This window comes from Thermonema rossianum DSM 10300, assembly GCF_000426825.1.
Lineage (GTDB): Bacteria > Bacteroidota > Bacteroidia > Cytophagales > Thermonemataceae > Thermonema > Thermonema rossianum.
On record NZ_AUGC01000005.1, the window covers coordinates 46915 to 62221 of the forward strand.

The following is a 15307-nucleotide window of genomic DNA, read 5'->3' on the forward strand; positions in this document are numbered from 1 at the left end:
AGCGTATGCGTGGATTGTATGTATTGTTGTTGTCTGTTTGTGTCTCGGCGTTTTCATTTTCACAGCCTTCGGTCATAGGCAAGTGGCGTTTGGTAGAAATCCGTATGCACCAAATTGTAATTACCGAGGCAGAAATGGCGGCAAAGCGTTTGGGGAATGTGATGGTATTTGCAGAAGGCGGCATATGTCAGGTATATCCGGACAATCCGAAGGCCAAAGTACTGACCAGCCGTTGGTATTGGGACCGTCATCCGGAAAAGCCCGCCCTTATCATAGAAGCCCGTGACCCGATGGGCAAAGTCGTGAAGCAGCGTTTTGAAGTAGAGAAGCCCAACCGCAAAACACTGATTCTGCACATAGGCGAAGGCATCGACAAAGAAAGTTATGTGTACCGGGCGCTAAAATAGAGATTGTTGTATGTCGAAGCGTTGAGGTACTTTTAAATCCAAACCAAGCTTTTGATTCAACTGACAGATGAGGTAGGCTGCCAGGTCGGGAGCCTGCACATTGTCCGGTTCATGAACGAAGAAAAACACTTGCTCTATCCCTTGTGCTTGCCAATGTGCCAACCGCTCGACCCACTCGTCTATGCGGCTGTAATCGGTGGGGTGCAGCCCGTTGCCTACGAAGCGAATCATGGCTGTGGCATTGCATAAGCCCATGTGCAGCACATCGCGCCGCCCGGCAACGTCTGTAATCACCAGTCCGGCACCATAACTGTGCAGCTTATCGGCTGTTCGTGAGAGGTACTTAAACCAGGAAGCATGCCGGAACTCTATGGAAAGTGGCAGCTTATCGAAGGGGTAACTATCTAAAAAACGAAGCAAAAACGTAGATTGCCGCGTTGTGAAAGCAGGGGGAAGCTGCATAAAGGGCGTGCCTAAGCGCTCGCCCAAAGCATCGCAAAAGGCAACAAAGGCTTCTATTTCTTTTTTCAGAAAAGGACCATCCAGCTGATGACTGATGCCTTGGGGCAACTTAGGGCAAAAACGAAAGCTGCCGGGTGTTTGTTCTACCCATTTTTGAACGGTGGTGCCGCCCGGCAAGGCATAGTGGGTGCTGTTGAGCTCTATGGTATTGAATTGGCGGCTATAATGCCATAAGTACTTCTGAGAAGGGGTTTGGGGCGGATACCATTTGCCTGCCCACTCTTTTTGTACCCAGATGGGGCAGCCGACAAACCAACGAGTAGCTTGCTTGGTTGTGGCTGCCTTCGACAGGTAATAACGGTTAAAGGCAGGGTCGGGGGGGAGTGAAAAATCGATACCACTGATGTCGCTTACTTTACCGAACTCCATACCTATTGCAGCTCTGCACGTATTTTTTCAAACACTTTCTTTGCCGGCACTTCTTCATACAGTATTCTGTACACCCCGTTCATGATAGGGCAAACCACGCCGTGCTTACGGCTGATTTGATAAATGCCCTTGGCAGCATAATAACCTTCGGCTACCATTTTCATTTCCATCTGTGCCGATTTTACACTATACCCCCTGCCTATCATGTTGCCAAAGGTGCGGTTGCGGCTAAATTGAGAATAAGCCGTAACCAGCAAATCGCCCAAATAGGCGGTATGAGTCAGTTCACGGTGTAGCGGGTAAACCGCATCGATGAGCGCCTTCATTTCACGCAGGGCATTGGCTACCAATACGGCTTGAAAATTGTCGCCAAATCCAAGTCCATGGGCAATGCCACAACCAATGGCAATGATATTTTTCATGATGGCGCAATATTCCACACCGTAGAGGTCATCGAAGGGGGTGGCTTTCACATAACGGCAGTTCATCAACCGGGCAAAGGCTTCGCTGATGGCGAAGTTAAGCGAAGCAATCGTCAGATAGGACTGCCGTTCCAAGGCTATCTCCTCGGCATGGCAGGGACCGGCAATGACAGCCATGTTCTCTTCGGCAAGCTCAAACTGCCGGCTTATCCATTGGGTCACCAGCAGGTAGTCTTCGGGAATGACCCCCTTAACCCCCGACACTACTTTTTTTGAGGACCAATCGTCGGCGGTGGTAGAAGAAAGCGCTTCCTTAACAAAGGCAGCGGGAATGGCCACCACCACCCAGCGGGCCGGTGCCAGCACCTCCCGTATCGAGCTGCTGACTTGTACGACTCGCTCCGGCCGGATTTCCACATCGCTCAAATAGCCGGGGTTGTGCCGGTAAGTGCGTATGTGTTCGGCTGTTTCCGGGTTGCGCACCCACCAGTGAATGGCTGCCTGCTCGTTTTCCGATAGTATTTTCACAAGGGCGGTAGCCCAGCTCCCACTACCTAAAACGGCGATTTCTTGCTTCTGTGTAGTGCTCATAAGCCTTTTCAAATAGGGTGAATGCCCCTAATCAGGGGCATAAGTGTTAGTCGTTGACACGAACGAGGTAGTATTTCTTTTTACCATGCTGCACCAGCAGGTAGTGCCCTTGAAGCAGTTCAAACTGAGGCTTGGCCTGTGGGTCGCTTACCTTTTCTTTGTTTATGCTGACGCTATTGGCTTGAATTGCTTTGCGGGCTTCGGATTTCGACTTGAAAATGCCGCCCTGCGTGACCGTGGACAGCAGGTCAGTGATGCTTTCACAAGCTTGGTATTCGCCCCTGCTGATGCTTACTTGCGGCACCCCTTCGAATATCTCGAGCAGCGTCTGCTCGTCTATTTTTTTGAGGGCTTCCACTGCATCTTTTTTAAAGAATATTTCAGTGGCTGCTCGTGCCTTTTCCAGCTCTTGGCGTGAGTGGATACGCTCGGTGAGCTCTTCGGCCAAGGTGTTTTGCAACACACGCAGGTGGGGCGCTTGTTTATGCTGCTCTATCAGGGCTTCGATTTCTTCACGCCCTTTTAAGCTGAATACTTTGATTAAGCGCTCGGCGTCTTCGTCGCTTACGTTGATCCAGAACTGATAGAACTTGTAAGGCGAAGTCATCTTGGGGTCGAGCCATATGTTTTCGCCCCCTTCGGACTTCCCGAACTTGGTGCCATCGGCTTTGGTGATGAGCGGAGTGGTGAGGGCATATGCCTCGCCGCCGGCAATGCGTCGAATCAGCTCGGTGCCGGTAGTGATGTTGCCCCATTGGTCGGAGCCGCCCATTTGCAATTTGCAGTTTTTGTTTTGATACAGGTAAAGGAAATCGTAGCCCTGCATGAGTTGGTAGGTAAACTCCGTATAAGAAATGCCTGTTTCCATACGGTTTTTTACCGAATCTTTAGCCATCATGTAGTTTACGGTGATGTGCTTGCCCACGTCGCGCAGGAACTGCAGGAAACCGATTTCTTTGAACCAGTCGTAGTTGTTCAACAACTCTGCCGAGCATTCGCCCGCGTCAAAGTCCAAAAACTTAGCCAATTGCTGTTGTATGCACTGTTCGTTGTAGCGGATGGTTTCTTCGGAAAGGAAAGCACGCTCGGCGTTTTTTCCACTGGGGTCGCCTATCATGGCGGTGGCACCCCCCACCAAAGCAATGGGCTTATGCCCTGCCAGCTGAAAATGCTTCAGGAGCATAATGGTAGCCAGGTTGCCTATATGCAAAGAGGGGGCGGTGGGGTCAAATCCTATGTAGGCGGTGGTTACTTCTTTATTCAGCTGCTCTTCGGTACCCGGCATCATATCGTGCAACATGCCGCGCCACTTGAGCTCTTCAATAAAAGATTTTTTCATTGCTGCTTTGTTTTTTGGATGCTTTGGGTGCCAAAACTAATGAATTGTGCCTAAAAAAGCGAATAAGCAAAGGCAAAGCGTTGGTCGAGCGCCGGTTGTCTTTTATCGCTACAAAGCGTGCTTTTGTAGAAAGCAGCTTCTTTGAGAAAATGCCGTTTGTATCTTTATGTTAGAAATTAAACAAAATTAAATTCATGAAAGTCAATCTTCTTCTTCTAAAACAGTGGTGCGAACGCGACCTTTCACCGATGGCGTGGCAGCGGATAGCTCTGCAGGCCTATGCCCGTCTTAGAGACAAAGGCTATAGCATCAAAGAACTACAAAACCCACCGGCAGACATGAACTTGGAAGGAGAAGACTTGGCTGCCATATGCGACGCCATCCGGGAGTTGTACAAAACAGATGCACCGCTCAATGACTTGGCTTGAAGCAAAAGAAAATAGAAAAATAAAGGATTTACCTAAGGGAAAGAAAGATGATGCAGATCGTGAAAATCAAGGAAGTTTGTGAACAAAAGCTGTCACCGGTAGCATGGCAACGCATAGCCACGCACCTGGCGCCCCATTTTATGAGAAAATATGCCTTAGGCTTAAAAGAACTCTTCATGCCTTCTGAGGGGCTGCTGTGTGATGAGGAAGACTGGCAGCATATACAAACAGTCGTGCAGAAACTATATGAATGCACGCTTTCGGAAGAAGAAGTGTTGGCATAGCCCCGGCTGTGGCGTATTCAAGCAGTAACTTTGGCTTTATGTAAGGCTCATTTTGAAGCTTGACACCATGAAAAAAGCCACCCCGCGGGGTGGCTTTTCTGTTTTTTTAACCATGCGATTACATGCCCTCGCCGCCATCGAAATCACCGCCGTCGAAGCCGCCATTCCGGTTGCGGTTCTGCCGGCGTTTGAGTTGTTTGCCGAAGGTGTATTGGAAGCTGAACATGATGGTACGTGTATTCCCTCTAAATTCGAAGTAGTTATAAAGAGCATCGGTGCGGCGCTCGCTGCCGAAGCGCATGCTTTGAGCTATATCGCGCACATTCAGGCTGAGGGTGCCCTTTTGCTGCAGTACTTTTTTGCTCACGCCTATACCATTCATAAAGAAAGCAAAGCGGGTGCCCTGTGCCGTAGCCGAGGGGGAACGGTAAAACAAATTGCCTTGCAGGCGCCAGTCGCCGGGCAGCGAAAGGGTAAGCATTGTGCGCACATCCCAGGCATAGGCATCATTGAGCACCGATTCGTCGAGGTTGCTGCCGTCGATGATGAGGCGGTAATACGAACCGCTGATGTTCCAGTTCAGCTTGCGCGAGGGTTGAAAGTTCAAGATGAGTTCACCGCCATAGTTTTGCGAAGAAGCAATGTTTTGAGGGAAGTAAACGACCGTATCGCCTTTTTGCTGTCCCAACACGCCTTGGATGACATCTTGCGTGTATTTGTAGAACGTATTGACGGTAATGTTGAATTTATCCCAGTCTTGTTGGTAGCCTATTTCTGCCGAATGGGTAAGTTCAGGACGTAAGAAGGGGTTCCCGCTTCTTTGCACCAAGGGGTTGCTGAAGCTACGGAAGGGGTTCAAGTCCCGGAATGAAGGGCGGTTGATACGACGGCTGTAGGTAGCTTTTACCTTCTTGGCGTCGTCTATGTTATAAACGACCGCGGCACTGGGGAACAGGTTGAAATAATCTAAGCGGAAGGTTTCGCCTGTGTTCAATAATTTAGACTCGGTGTAGGTTTGCTCTACACGCAGGCCGGCTTCCATTTCCCATTTGCCCATCCTGGCAGCCCACAACCCATAGGCTGCATGCACCTGCTCTTGATAACGGAATTCATTGCTAAAGCCGGTATTGGTGACCCACTCATTGCTCAGGCGGTCTTGCAAGAGAAAATCACGGTTGATTTCCCGGATAATACTTTTGGCACCGGCTTCTAATTTCATATTTTTTTGAATGGGGCGCTTATAGTCCACTTGGAACACCCACATGCCGTTGTTGTTGTTATTGCTTGAGCGTTGGAAAAAATCTTCGCCGTTGGAGCTGCCATCGGCAAGGAAATAGTTTTCTTCAAAATCACTTCCTTGGGTTTCCCAGTTTTGGTTATACGAGGCATAGGCGCTAAGGCTGTGGTCGCTACCCTTGATGCGCCAGTCATAATTCAGCGATACGCCATAGTTGTTTTCGTTTTCATCTTCCCATGAATAACGGTAGAAGTAGTCTGTCAGCTGACGGTTGGCATCCAGGCTTGCATTATAGACTGTGCGGTTTTGGTAGGAGTCATCCAGCCCATATACTCCTTCCAAGCGCAAAGAGTGCTTGTCATTGATAAAATGCTCTATACCGGCGGTGGCAGTGCCCGAGCGGCGCATGCGGTAGAAATCCCAATCCTGATTCAGAAAGGGTGTGGTGCCCGGCAGGAAGTTCTCGCGGCGCACGGTGATATTGCCAATGCGGGTGTCTTGGCGCCCATTGAGGCTGCCGTAAATATTCCACTTGGGGGTTTGGTAGTTTAGGTCCACACCTGCATTGTAGCGGTCATAATTGCCAATGCTCAGCTGTGCCGTTCCATTGAGCCCTCTGTCTTTGGGTCTTTTCAAAATGATATTGATGATACCCGCCCCACCATCGGCATCATAACGGGCCGAGGGGTTGGTAATGACTTCGATGCGCTCGATGGAAGAGGCAGGAATGCGCTCGAGCACCGCCTGGCGGCTGGTGCCTGTGAGGGCCGACTGCTTGCCGTTGATTAAAATGGTAACATTTTGGCTGCCGCGCAAACTGAGTGCCCCGTTTTCATCGACTTGTACCGAGGGGATATTGCGCAGCACGTCTGTTGCCGAACCGCCGGCATTGACCAGATCTTTGCTGACTTCATAGGTAAGGGTACCAATTCCCGTTTGCATCATTTCTTTTTCGGCAACCACTTCTACCTCTTCGAGTGCTTGCGCATCTTGCCGCAGAGTGATGGTGCCTAACTGAATGTCTTTGCCTGCAATTTCTATTGTTTTCTTGTAGCTTTGATAACCAATGAATTCAATGGTGATTTGATATTTCCCATTACGGGGGAAAGCCAGTGTGAAGTAACCTTCCTCATCACTGGTTGCGCCTGTAAAAGCTTGTGCTTCTTGTGGAATGGTACCAACAATGGTAGCATAGGGGAGGGGCTTGCCTTCGCTATCTACCACTCTGCCGCTTACCTTGCCTTGTGCCCACAGGCTCGATGCACTCAGCATCAAGCCCATCATGAGTAATAGCCGTGCATACATACTCTTTTTCACTTTGTTCTTTTTTAGTATTTGACAATAAATCTGAAGTAAAGTTTTTTCTTACTTTTTTGCTTTGCATGGTAATAACGAGCCGGCAGGCTGTTTTTATATATGCCTTCTCAAAATTTATGGATGTCCGGAAGTGATTTTTTGCTTTCTAAAGCAAGAAAAGCCCCGGAGGGCTTTGTCTTGTTTTTTATGTTTTAAAAGAGCCGGGCTATTGTTTGATGCGTGGGCGTCGTTTTTTCTTGCTGCCTTCTGACACTTCAATGTTTACCCGTTTGCCTTTGATTTGGCGGTTTTGCATCTCCCGCACAACCATCTGAGCAACATCTTGTGGCACTTCTACAAACGAGAAGTTGTCGAGCAGTTCAATTTCACCGATGCTTTTGCCCGGAATACCTGTTTCGCCGGCAATGGCACCTACGATGTCGTTGGGGCGCACTCTGTCTTTTTTACCTACACTTAAAAAGAGGCGCGTCATGGGACCGTTGTCCCGGTTGCGGCTTTTACGCTTCTTGCGGGTGAGGTCTTGGTTGTAGCCATTGGACGAAAACGACGTCTTTTCCGGCCGGAAGCTTACTTCTTGTTCTTCTTTTAACAGGTGTCCCAATTGTTTTTGCAACAACACCATGGCTACCTCTTCGGCACTTATGCCTGCTTCGTATAGCGCATGCAGTGCCGTTTTGATTTCATCATGAGGCTGCGCTGCTTGAAGGTTTTCTATTTCAGCTTGTAATTTCTTTAAGTGAAATGCAAGGATATCCTGCTTGGTGGGCGGGTCTATTTTGTTGATTTTGCCTTTGGTGTAGCGCTCAATGTCGCGCAGGCGATATTGGTCTTTGCGTGAAGACACGAGGTTGATGGCCACGCCATGCCTTCCGGCTCTACCGGTTCGCCCGATGCGATGCACATAGTACTCCTCATCCAAGGGCAGGTCATAGTTAAAGACCGCCTCCACGTTCTCTACATCGATACCGCGCGCCGCCACGTCGGTAGCAACCAGCACTTGGCAATTGCTATTGCGGAATTGGCGCATCACCTTGTCGCGCTGTGCTTGCGAGAGGTCGCCATGGATGACTTCGGCGCGTATGCCCAAGCGGTTAAGAGAGTCGGCCACCTCGTCGGCGGTACGCTTCATGTTGCAAAAGATGACACTTAGTTCATAACCATAGGCTTGAATAAAGCGGGCAATCAGTTGCGGTTTCAGCGGCTCTTTTACCTCACAATAATATTGCTCGATACGCTCTACGGTGAGCTCCTTGCGGGCAATCTTGATGATTTCGGGGTTTTGCTGATAGCGTTTGGTGAGCTCCATAATGGGGCGGGGCATGGTTGCCGAGAAAAAGACCGTTTGTTTCTCTTCGGGCATGCGCTGCAAGATATGTTCTATATCCTCACGGAAGCCCATATTGAGCATTTCGTCGGCTTCGTCCAACACTATCATGCGCACGTGGTCCAGTTTGAGGGTGCCACGGTGCAAGTGGTCAATCATACGGCCGGGCGTGCCAACAATGACGTGCACCCCTTTTTTGAGGGCTCTTATTTGCTTGTCGATAGACTCGCCGCCGTAAATTGCCAGGCTGTAAATGCCTTTTTGGTATTTGCTGAGCTTGTAGATTTCTTTTTCTACCTGCACTGCCAATTCGCGTGTAGGGCAAAGCACTACGGCTTGCGGCGCTACCAATTCGGGGTCGATGCTTTCGAGTAATGGAATCGCAAAGGCAGCTGTTTTACCGGTGCCCGTTTGGGCTTGTCCAATGACATCTCTGCCTGATAATAAAAAGGGGATGGTTTGCGATTGAATGTCAGAAGGGGTTTCATACCCCATGTCGCGTACCGCTGAGCATATCGCTTCGGATAGCCCAAGCGCTTGAAAGTTTTGAGATTGTTGCATACTGTGTTTTCCTTATCTTCCTTGCCGGTGTCTTCCCCTATGACAACAGCAAGCGACAAATAAGGAATGCAACGGCTTGGAATGATTCAAAATTTATAAAAAATGTTTTAAAACACAAAGGTAGGGATTCGCAACGGCATTTGCAAATAAAAATAGCTTTCCGGACTAAAAAAATATTTTTTAGCTTTGGCAAAAAAACAATAAACCGGCTATGAGCATGAATAGCAAGAAAAAAATTCTTTTCCTTGACCGCGACGGCACCTTGATTGTGGAGCCCCCGGAAGACTTTCAGGTGGACAGCCTCGAAAAGCTTCAGTTTGTGCCAAAAGTCATCACTGCCCTGCATCGTGTGGTTACACAAAGCGATTACCTCTTGGTCATGGTGACCAACCAAGACGGGCTGGGCACCCAATCCTTTCCGGAAGATACCTTTTGGCCTGCCCATCAAAAAATGATGCAAACCTTTGAGCAGGAAGGTATTCGTTTTTTCGATGTGCATATTGACCGCACCTTCGAGCACGAAAATGCACCCACACGCAAGCCCCGCACAGGTCTGTTGACCCATTACATGGAAAGCGAGGAGTATGACCTCGCCGCATCGTTTGTGGTGGGCGACCGCCTGAGCGATGTGCAGCTGGCGGCCAATTTGGGGTGCCAAGCTATTTTATACACGGCAGAGGAAGAAAAATACCGCAAATGGAAAGCCGAAGAGGAGGCGCTGAAAAAGCAATACCCTTGCTTGCGTCTGATTTGTAATGACTGGTACCGGCTGGCGGACTATGTGTTGATGCACAAGAGCCGCCGGGCACAGATACACCGCCAAACCAATGAAACGGATATAGTGGTTGCTCTGGATTTGGATACCCCCACGGAAGCTGTTATTCAAACGGGCATTCCTTTTTTTGACCATATGTTGCACCAGCTGGCGCGCCATGCAGCCTTTGGCTTGCAGCTGGAAGTGAAAGGCGACCTGGAAATAGACGAGCACCATACCATAGAAGACACCGCCTTGGCGCTGGGACAGGCTTTTGTGCAGGCACTCGGAAAGAAGTGGGGCATCCGGCGCTACGGGCATTTTTTGCTGCCTATGGATGAGACCATAGCGCAGGTGGCTGTTGACTTTTCCGGGCGCCCTTATTTGAATTTTCATGCCCAATGGCACCGGGAGCGTGTGGGGGGCATGCCTACCGAAATGGTCAAACACTTCTTTGCCTCTTTTTGCCATGCGGCGCAGTGCAACTTATATATGAGGGTGGAAGGCGAAAACGACCATCATCAAATAGAGGCTTTGTTCAAGGCTTGGGCACGTGCCATGCGTATGGCGGTAGAAATCATAGATGACCGCTTGCCTTCTACCAAGGGAACTCTTTAAAAGCTTTATATTTGCCCGGGTGAAACCAACACAACCATAAAAAATAAGCTCTCATTATGACATCTTTTCAAATACTTGGGCACAAAGACACCCGTTCGGGCTTTGGCGACGGCTTGCTTGAAGTAGGCAAGCAAAACCCCGAGGTAGTTGCTTTATGTGCAGACCTCACCGGCTCGCTTAAGATGACCGCTTTCCAAAAAGCATTTCCCGGGCGCTTTTTTGAAGTGGGCATTGCCGAAGCCAACATGATGGGCATTGCTGCCGGCTTGAGCATTGCCGGCAAAATCCCTTATACCGGTACCTTTGCCAACTTCTCGACCGGGCGTGTTTACGACCAAATCCGGCAGTCTATTGCCTACTCGCATAAAAATGTGAAAATATGTGCTTCGCATGCGGGCATCACCTTGGGCGAAGACGGAGCCACCCACCAAATCTTGGAAGACATCGGTATGATGAAGATGCTGCCCGGCATGGTGGTTATCAATCCTTGCGATTACAATCAGACCAAGGCGGCTACCATTGCCATCGCCGAGCATTACGGCCCGGTATATTTGCGTTTTGGGCGCCCCAAAGTGCCGGTGTTTATCCCCGAAGACATGCCTTTTGTTATAGGAAAAGCGCTGCATTTGCTGCCCGGTACCGACCTGACCATTTTTGCTACTGGCCACATGGTCTGGAAATCAATAGAAGCCGCAGAGCAGCTGGCAAAAGAGGGCATATCCGCAGAAGTTATCAATATACACACCATTAAGCCCCTGGATGAAGAGGCGGTGCTGGATGCCGTCAGCAAGACACGGGCGGTGGTCACTGCCGAAGAGCACCAACGCAATGGCGGATTGGGTGACAGCATTGCGCAGCTGCTGGCACGCAGGCTGCCGGCACCTATGGAGATGGTAGCTGTCAACGACTCATTCGGTGAAAGCGGCAAGCCCGAAGAGCTCATGGAAAAATATGGTCTTTCGACCCGCCATGTGGTGGAAGCAGCCAAGCGCGTACTTGAAAGAAAAAAATAAATTTGTTCATGCCTCTTAAACCTTTGCCGCCCGGCAGGGTCTAATAAGCAAGATGAAAAAGACCTGTAGTCACAGGTCTTTTTTTGCCTTGAAGTAACCGTGCTTATATGGAAGATAAGGAGCTTTTAGCACTGATAAAAAAAGAAGAGAGCCGGCAATATGGGTTTCAGCTGTTGGTGCGCAAATATCAAAAGCAAGTATATCATCATATCAGGCGGATGGTCATCAGCCACGAAGATGCCGACGACCTGACGCAAGAAACCTTCGTGAAGGTATGGCAAAACATAGATAAGTTCAGGGAAGACGCCAAACTTTACACCTGGATTTACCGCATTGCCACCAATGAAACGCTGCGTTTTCTGGACAAAAAAAAGCGCCGTTGGGGCTTGCCCCTGGTCAATGTGGAAGAGCAGCTCGAGAAACTGGTGGACAACGGCCCTTACATCAGTGGCGATGAAATCAGTCGTAAACTCCAGAAAGCTATGCTTCGACTGCCTGAAAAGCAACGGCTTGTCTTTCAAATGAAGTATTTCGACGACATGAAATATGACGAAATAGCCGAAGTGCTGGGTACCACGGTGGGCAATTTGAAGGCGGCTTATCACTGGGCTGTCAAGAAAATAGAGGCATCTTTAAAGGAAGATTAAACCTTACATGTGCAAAAGGTGTCTAATAAACTGAAAAAGAGAAGTACTTTAAAAACAGAAAGAGGATGAGTTGGTATGAAGAAGGCAAAAAAAACCTCTTTGAAGTGCCGGAAGGTTACTTCGATGAGCTGCCGCAGCGCATACAACGCAGGATAGAGGCAAAAAAGAAAGGACGCCCATGGTATGCAAGGCTGCAAGGGGTATTGATGCAGCCACGTTGGGCAGTGTCGGTATCGGTGGCGGTGCTGGCCGCTTTGGTCTTTTGGTTCTCGCCCAACAGCACCAAGCATGAGCGCATGATTCAGAACATAGATGACCAAATATTGATAGAATATTTGTCTCATGAGGTGCCTTCGTCGCGCTTGATTGAAGAAGTGCCCGAAGATGAATGGGAGGAAATTATGGGTGAGCTGGAGATAGAACAAGAAACATGGAAATACGACGGGCAGCTACCGGCCGAAGAGCACAAACCAACGACCTATGATTCCATAGAGTCATCGACCCGGCAGTTGTAAAAAACTTACTAAAATCAGTAGGCTATGTATCGACTTTTGAATGCTTGTATCCTTATCATATCTGTCTTTTGCTGGCTGTTGGCAGGCATAAACACCCCCGCGCATGCCCAAGGACCCGGCGGAGGCCGTTGGCAGCAAATTGTGGAAGCACGCAAGGAGTTTATCAAATCACGCATACGCTTGCGCCCCGAACAAGAAGAGCGCTTTTGGAAAGACTATGAGGAATACATGCGGGCACGCCAACAGCTGCTCGTGGAGCGCCGGCGCCTGAAGCCGGAAAGTGTGAGCCGTACGGCATCCGATGCCGAGTTATATGCCTTCATAGAGCAGCATATGGCACTCAAGAAAAGGGAAATAGAGCTGGAAGAGCAATATTATCGCCGCTTCAAGTCTTATTTGACAGCCGAGCAGCTGTTTGAGCTGCACAAGACCGAGCAAGAGTTTGTCCGCTGGTTGTTGGAAGAGTTGCGCGAGCGCCGGCGGTGAGTCCAAAAATACCTCTCACCTTTTCTTTTGTAATGGAGCAGTTGTCATATGTGGCAGCTGCTTTTTTGTTGGGCTGCCACAGTAGTTGCCTTTGGCTTATTGTTGAGAAATTCGACTTATAAAGGCAGTCTGTACTATCAACAAGTGTACGAATGGGCGCTGTCCATGCCGGAAAGTTTTATGGAGAAAGATAAAAGAGAGCGGGAAGGCTTGGTAAAGGCAGCACGGGCGCTTTCAAAACAGCAGCAAATGCAGTAGGAAATAGCCGTGAGAACTTCCGTCCGAAAAAACAAACCTTCTGCAGAGACTTTTTAGCTTTCTGCAGAAGGTACTTTGTGTGCGTAGGGCAATGCCCAACGCCAAACAACTGACGCTTATTGCTTGTTGGCTTTAAGTGTAATACTTAAGTTGATTTCGGGATTGATGATTTTATCTTCTATGGTTTGGTCTTTGCCGTAGTTTATGTTCCAATCGTAGCGGTTGATGTTGAATTTAGCTACGGCTTCCACGCCATCGTCGGTAACGGTAATTTTGGCAGGGAAGCTCACGCCTTTGGTTACTCCTTTGATGGTCAAGTTGCCGCTTACTTCGTGGGTGGGGTCGGCAATGCTAAAGTTGGGATCTACCTCGCCACGCTCTTTGGTGTTGTCCCATGCTTTGATTTCGGTGATTTCAAAGGAGGCTTCCGGGTAGGTCTCTACCTCAAAAAAATCGGCACTTTTCAGATGGCCGGTCAGCTTTTGGTTTTCTTCGCTGCCTTCGGGCAGGTCGGTTACTGTCAGGCTGTTCATGTCTACCACGAACTTGCCGCCTACTACTTCGTTGCCTTTTACATGCAGCTCACCACTTTTGAGTTTGAGAAAACCTTCGTGGCGGCTTCCTATTTTTTTGCTGCCAATCCAATCGATCCGGCTGTTTTCCAAATCTACGGCATAGGTAACAGCCTGTGCCTCTTCTTGGGCTTGTTCTTCGGTCTTGGCTTGTGCTTCGCCGGTTTCGGCTTTGTCACTTTCAGGAGTGCTTTCGCAGCTGAACAATAAGCCGCTTATGGCTACAATGCTAAGTGCATAAAATAACTTTTTCATCGCTTATTTTATTTTTAGGTTTACAATGCAAATATATAGTGCTTAAATGAAAAAACAAAATCAATGTACCAACATTGAATTGTTGTTTGGCTTTGTGTTTATTTTGCTGTCTTTTTCTTCTCCGGCTTATGCCTGCTTTAATTTACCAAAAGAAAAACGTTATATTCCCTGCCTGCTTGTAAAAAGAATGCTACTTTTATGTAATTTTTTACTGCGACCCGGAAAATAAAAAAACACTTTTGCGCATGTCTTCTTACTACGACGACCAAAGCCAGGAAGAATTATTGACCCGCTTACAGATGATTATAGAAAGTGCGGTAGATGGTATTGTTACTATTGACGAGCATGGTATTATCGAAACGTTTAACCACTCGGCGAGTCGCATCTTTGGTTACGAACCCGGCGAAGTCATAGGCAAGAACATCAGCATTTTGATGCCGGAACCTTATCGTTCGGCACATGACGAGTATATTGCGCGTTATTTGCGCACGGGCGAAAAACGCATCATCGGTATTGGGCGCGAAGTGTTGGGGCAGCGCAAAGATGGCAGCATTTTCCCCTTTTTTCTGAGTGTGGGAGAAGGCATGGTGAATGGGCGCCGTATCTTTACCGGCATTGTACGTGACATGAGCGAACAGAAGGCAGCCGAGCAAAAGGTGCGGGAATATGCCAAAGCTTTGGAGCGAAGCAATCAGGAGTTGGAAAGCTTTGCCTACATCGTATCACATGATTTGCAAGAACCACTGCGCAAAATACAGGCTTTTGGTGAACGCATATTGAAGAAAGAAGCGGACAGGCTCTCAGAACAAGGGCGCAATTACCTGGAACGCATGTTGAATGCCGGTGAGCGCATGCAGCGTTTAATTGAAGACCTGCTGCTGTTTTCGAGAATTACCACACGCCGCCAGCCTTATGAAACACTCTCTCTTGACGAAGTGATGGCAGAAGTGCTTACAGACCTGGAATGGCAAATAGAACAGCGCCGGGCGGCAGTCGAAATAGAAGGTGGGCAGCTTTCTTTTGAGGCAAGCAGGCGCCAGATGCATCAGCTGTTTTTGAACTTATTGAGCAACGCATTGAAATTTCAAAAAGAAGGCGTGCCGCCACATGTACGTGTCCGGGCTGCTTACTGCGAGCAGGAAGGAAAAGAGTGGATAAAAATAGAAGTAAGCGACAATGGCATAGGCTTCGATGAACAGTTTGCCGATAAAATCTTTGTCATCTTTCGCCGCTTGCACCATGACCATGAGGGAACAGGCATTGGTTTGGCTATTTGTAAAAAAATTGTAGAGCAGCATGGGGGGCGCATCGAAGCACGTGCCCGGGAAGGCGAAGGGGCTACTTTTGTCATACACCTGCCACGGAAACAACCTTCTGCATAAGTCGAA

General features: G+C 48.9%; 16 protein-coding genes. 10 read left to right on the forward strand and 6 right to left on the reverse strand.

The features are described 5' to 3' along the window. The first annotated feature begins 5 nt into the window (after positions 1-5). The gene (locus tag K384_RS03790; RefSeq protein ID WP_157630041.1) at positions 6-407 is read left to right on the forward strand and encodes a hypothetical protein; all 402 of its coding nucleotides are present in this window, start codon (positions 6-8) and stop codon (positions 405-407) included. Here K384_RS03790 and K384_RS03795 read toward each other — a convergent pair. The 3 genes from K384_RS03795 to tyrS are packed head-to-tail and all read right to left on the reverse strand — an operon-like array spanning position 399 to position 3650. Beyond that, complete coding sequence (locus K384_RS03795; RefSeq protein ID WP_038029603.1) at positions 399-1298, reverse strand: DUF72 domain-containing protein; 900 nt, start codon at positions 1296-1298, stop codon at positions 399-401. The two genes, K384_RS03790 and K384_RS03795, sit on opposite strands and share 9 nt — an antisense overlap. Positions 1299-1300: 2 nt before the next feature. Continuing rightward, positions 1301-2311, reverse strand: coding sequence for an NAD(P)H-dependent glycerol-3-phosphate dehydrogenase (locus tag K384_RS03800; protein WP_038029604.1), 1011 nt, complete (start codon positions 2309-2311; stop codon positions 1301-1303). Between the two features lie 46 nt (positions 2312-2357). Then, positions 2358-3650 (reverse strand): tyrosine--tRNA ligase, encoded by a 1293-nt coding sequence (gene tyrS, locus K384_RS03805; RefSeq protein WP_038029606.1) that lies wholly within the window; start codon positions 3648-3650, stop codon positions 2358-2360. A gap of 194 nt (positions 3651-3844) precedes the next feature. On the opposite strand from tyrS, the gene K384_RS03810 reads away from it, so the two are divergent. Further along, on the forward strand, positions 3845-4078 hold the full coding sequence (locus K384_RS03810; RefSeq protein ID WP_157630042.1) for a hypothetical protein: 234 nt from the start codon (positions 3845-3847) through the stop codon (positions 4076-4078). Positions 4079-4125: 47 nt separating this feature from the next. Next, positions 4126-4362 (forward strand): hypothetical protein, encoded by a 237-nt coding sequence (locus tag K384_RS03815; RefSeq protein ID WP_038029609.1) that lies wholly within the window; start codon positions 4126-4128, stop codon positions 4360-4362. 118 nt (positions 4363-4480) lie between these two features. On the opposite strand, the gene K384_RS03820 is transcribed toward K384_RS03815, so the two are convergent. Next, positions 4481-6904 (reverse strand): TonB-dependent receptor domain-containing protein, encoded by a 2424-nt coding sequence (locus K384_RS03820; protein WP_084147111.1) that lies wholly within the window; start codon positions 6902-6904, stop codon positions 4481-4483. A 217-nt stretch (positions 6905-7121) separates the two neighbouring features. Next, positions 7122-8801: a DEAD/DEAH box helicase gene (locus K384_RS03825; RefSeq protein WP_038029613.1), complete on the reverse strand. Its 1680-nt coding sequence runs from the start codon at positions 8799-8801 to the stop codon at positions 7122-7124. Between the two features lie 217 nt (positions 8802-9018). On the opposite strand from K384_RS03825, the gene hisB reads away from it, so the two are divergent. The 6 genes from hisB (at position 9019) to K384_RS03855 (ending at position 13092) form a co-directional block, all read left to right on the forward strand. Then, the gene (hisB, locus tag K384_RS03830; protein WP_038029863.1) at positions 9019-10173 is read left to right on the forward strand and encodes a bifunctional histidinol-phosphatase/imidazoleglycerol-phosphate dehydratase HisB; all 1155 of its coding nucleotides are present in this window, start codon (positions 9019-9021) and stop codon (positions 10171-10173) included. A 56-nt stretch (positions 10174-10229) separates the two neighbouring features. Further along, positions 10230-11186, forward strand: a complete 957-nt coding sequence (locus K384_RS03835; protein ID WP_038029615.1) for a transketolase family protein — start codon at positions 10230-10232, stop codon at positions 11184-11186. Between the two features lie 107 nt (positions 11187-11293). Continuing rightward, positions 11294-11833 carry an RNA polymerase sigma factor gene (locus tag K384_RS03840; protein WP_038029617.1) on the forward strand — a complete coding sequence of 180 codons (540 nt, stop codon included), beginning with the start codon at positions 11294-11296 and terminating at the stop codon, positions 11831-11833. A 65-nt stretch (positions 11834-11898) separates the two neighbouring features. Continuing rightward, a complete protein-coding gene (locus K384_RS03845) occupies positions 11899-12348 on the forward strand; it encodes a hypothetical protein (RefSeq protein ID WP_038029619.1) in 450 nt (149 codons plus the stop codon). Positions 12349-12372: 24 nt separating this feature from the next. Continuing rightward, positions 12373-12834 (forward strand): hypothetical protein, encoded by a 462-nt coding sequence (locus K384_RS03850; protein WP_038029622.1) that lies wholly within the window; start codon positions 12373-12375, stop codon positions 12832-12834. Between the two features lie 48 nt (positions 12835-12882). Then, positions 12883-13092: a hypothetical protein gene (locus K384_RS03855; RefSeq protein ID WP_038029624.1), complete on the forward strand. Its 210-nt coding sequence runs from the start codon at positions 12883-12885 to the stop codon at positions 13090-13092. Positions 13093-13208: 116 nt separating this feature from the next. Here the strand turns inward: K384_RS03855 and K384_RS03860 are convergent, their stop codons facing one another. After that, a complete protein-coding gene (locus tag K384_RS03860) occupies positions 13209-13919 on the reverse strand; it encodes a YceI family protein (protein ID WP_038029626.1) in 711 nt (236 codons plus the stop codon). A 245-nt stretch (positions 13920-14164) separates the two neighbouring features. On the opposite strand from K384_RS03860, the gene K384_RS03870 reads away from it, so the two are divergent. Next, positions 14165-15301 carry a sensor histidine kinase gene (locus K384_RS03870; RefSeq protein WP_051633098.1) on the forward strand — a complete coding sequence of 379 codons (1137 nt, stop codon included), beginning with the start codon at positions 14165-14167 and terminating at the stop codon, positions 15299-15301. Positions 15302-15307 lie beyond the last annotated feature (6 nt).

Bases quoted from the DNA above. Each gene is read 5' to 3' on its own strand.
- K384_RS03825 (WP_038029613.1), bottom strand. From the start codon at position 8,801: ATGCAACAATCTCAAAACTTTCAAGCGCTTGGGCTATCCGAAGCGATA.
- hisB (WP_038029863.1), top strand. From the start codon at position 9,019: ATGAATAGCAAGAAAAAAATTCTTTTCCTTGACCGCGACGGCACCTTG.
- K384_RS03860 (WP_038029626.1), bottom strand. From the start codon at position 13,919: ATGAAAAAGTTATTTTATGCACTTAGCATTGTAGCCATAAGCGGCTTA.
- K384_RS03795 (WP_038029603.1), bottom strand. From the start codon at position 1,298: ATGGAGTTCGGTAAAGTAAGCGACATCAGTGGTATCGATTTTTCACTC.
- K384_RS03815 (WP_038029609.1), top strand. From the start codon at position 4,126: ATGATGCAGATCGTGAAAATCAAGGAAGTTTGTGAACAAAAGCTGTCA.
- K384_RS03845 (WP_038029619.1), top strand. From the start codon at position 11,899: ATGAGTTGGTATGAAGAAGGCAAAAAAAACCTCTTTGAAGTGCCGGAA.
- K384_RS03835 (WP_038029615.1), top strand. From the start codon at position 10,230: ATGACATCTTTTCAAATACTTGGGCACAAAGACACCCGTTCGGGCTTT.
- K384_RS03840 (WP_038029617.1), top strand. From the start codon at position 11,294: ATGGAAGATAAGGAGCTTTTAGCACTGATAAAAAAAGAAGAGAGCCGG.
- K384_RS03850 (WP_038029622.1), top strand. From the start codon at position 12,373: ATGTATCGACTTTTGAATGCTTGTATCCTTATCATATCTGTCTTTTGC.
- K384_RS03800 (WP_038029604.1), bottom strand. From the start codon at position 2,311: ATGAGCACTACACAGAAGCAAGAAATCGCCGTTTTAGGTAGTGGGAGC.
- K384_RS03790 (WP_157630041.1), top strand. From the start codon at position 6: ATGCGTGGATTGTATGTATTGTTGTTGTCTGTTTGTGTCTCGGCGTTT.
- tyrS (WP_038029606.1), bottom strand. From the start codon at position 3,650: ATGAAAAAATCTTTTATTGAAGAGCTCAAGTGGCGCGGCATGTTGCAC.
- K384_RS03870 (WP_051633098.1), top strand. From the start codon at position 14,165: ATGTCTTCTTACTACGACGACCAAAGCCAGGAAGAATTATTGACCCGC.
- K384_RS03810 (WP_157630042.1), top strand. From the start codon at position 3,845: ATGAAAGTCAATCTTCTTCTTCTAAAACAGTGGTGCGAACGCGACCTT.
- K384_RS03820 (WP_084147111.1), bottom strand. From the start codon at position 6,904: ATGTATGCACGGCTATTACTCATGATGGGCTTGATGCTGAGTGCATCG.
- K384_RS03855 (WP_038029624.1), top strand. From the start codon at position 12,883: ATGTGGCAGCTGCTTTTTTGTTGGGCTGCCACAGTAGTTGCCTTTGGC.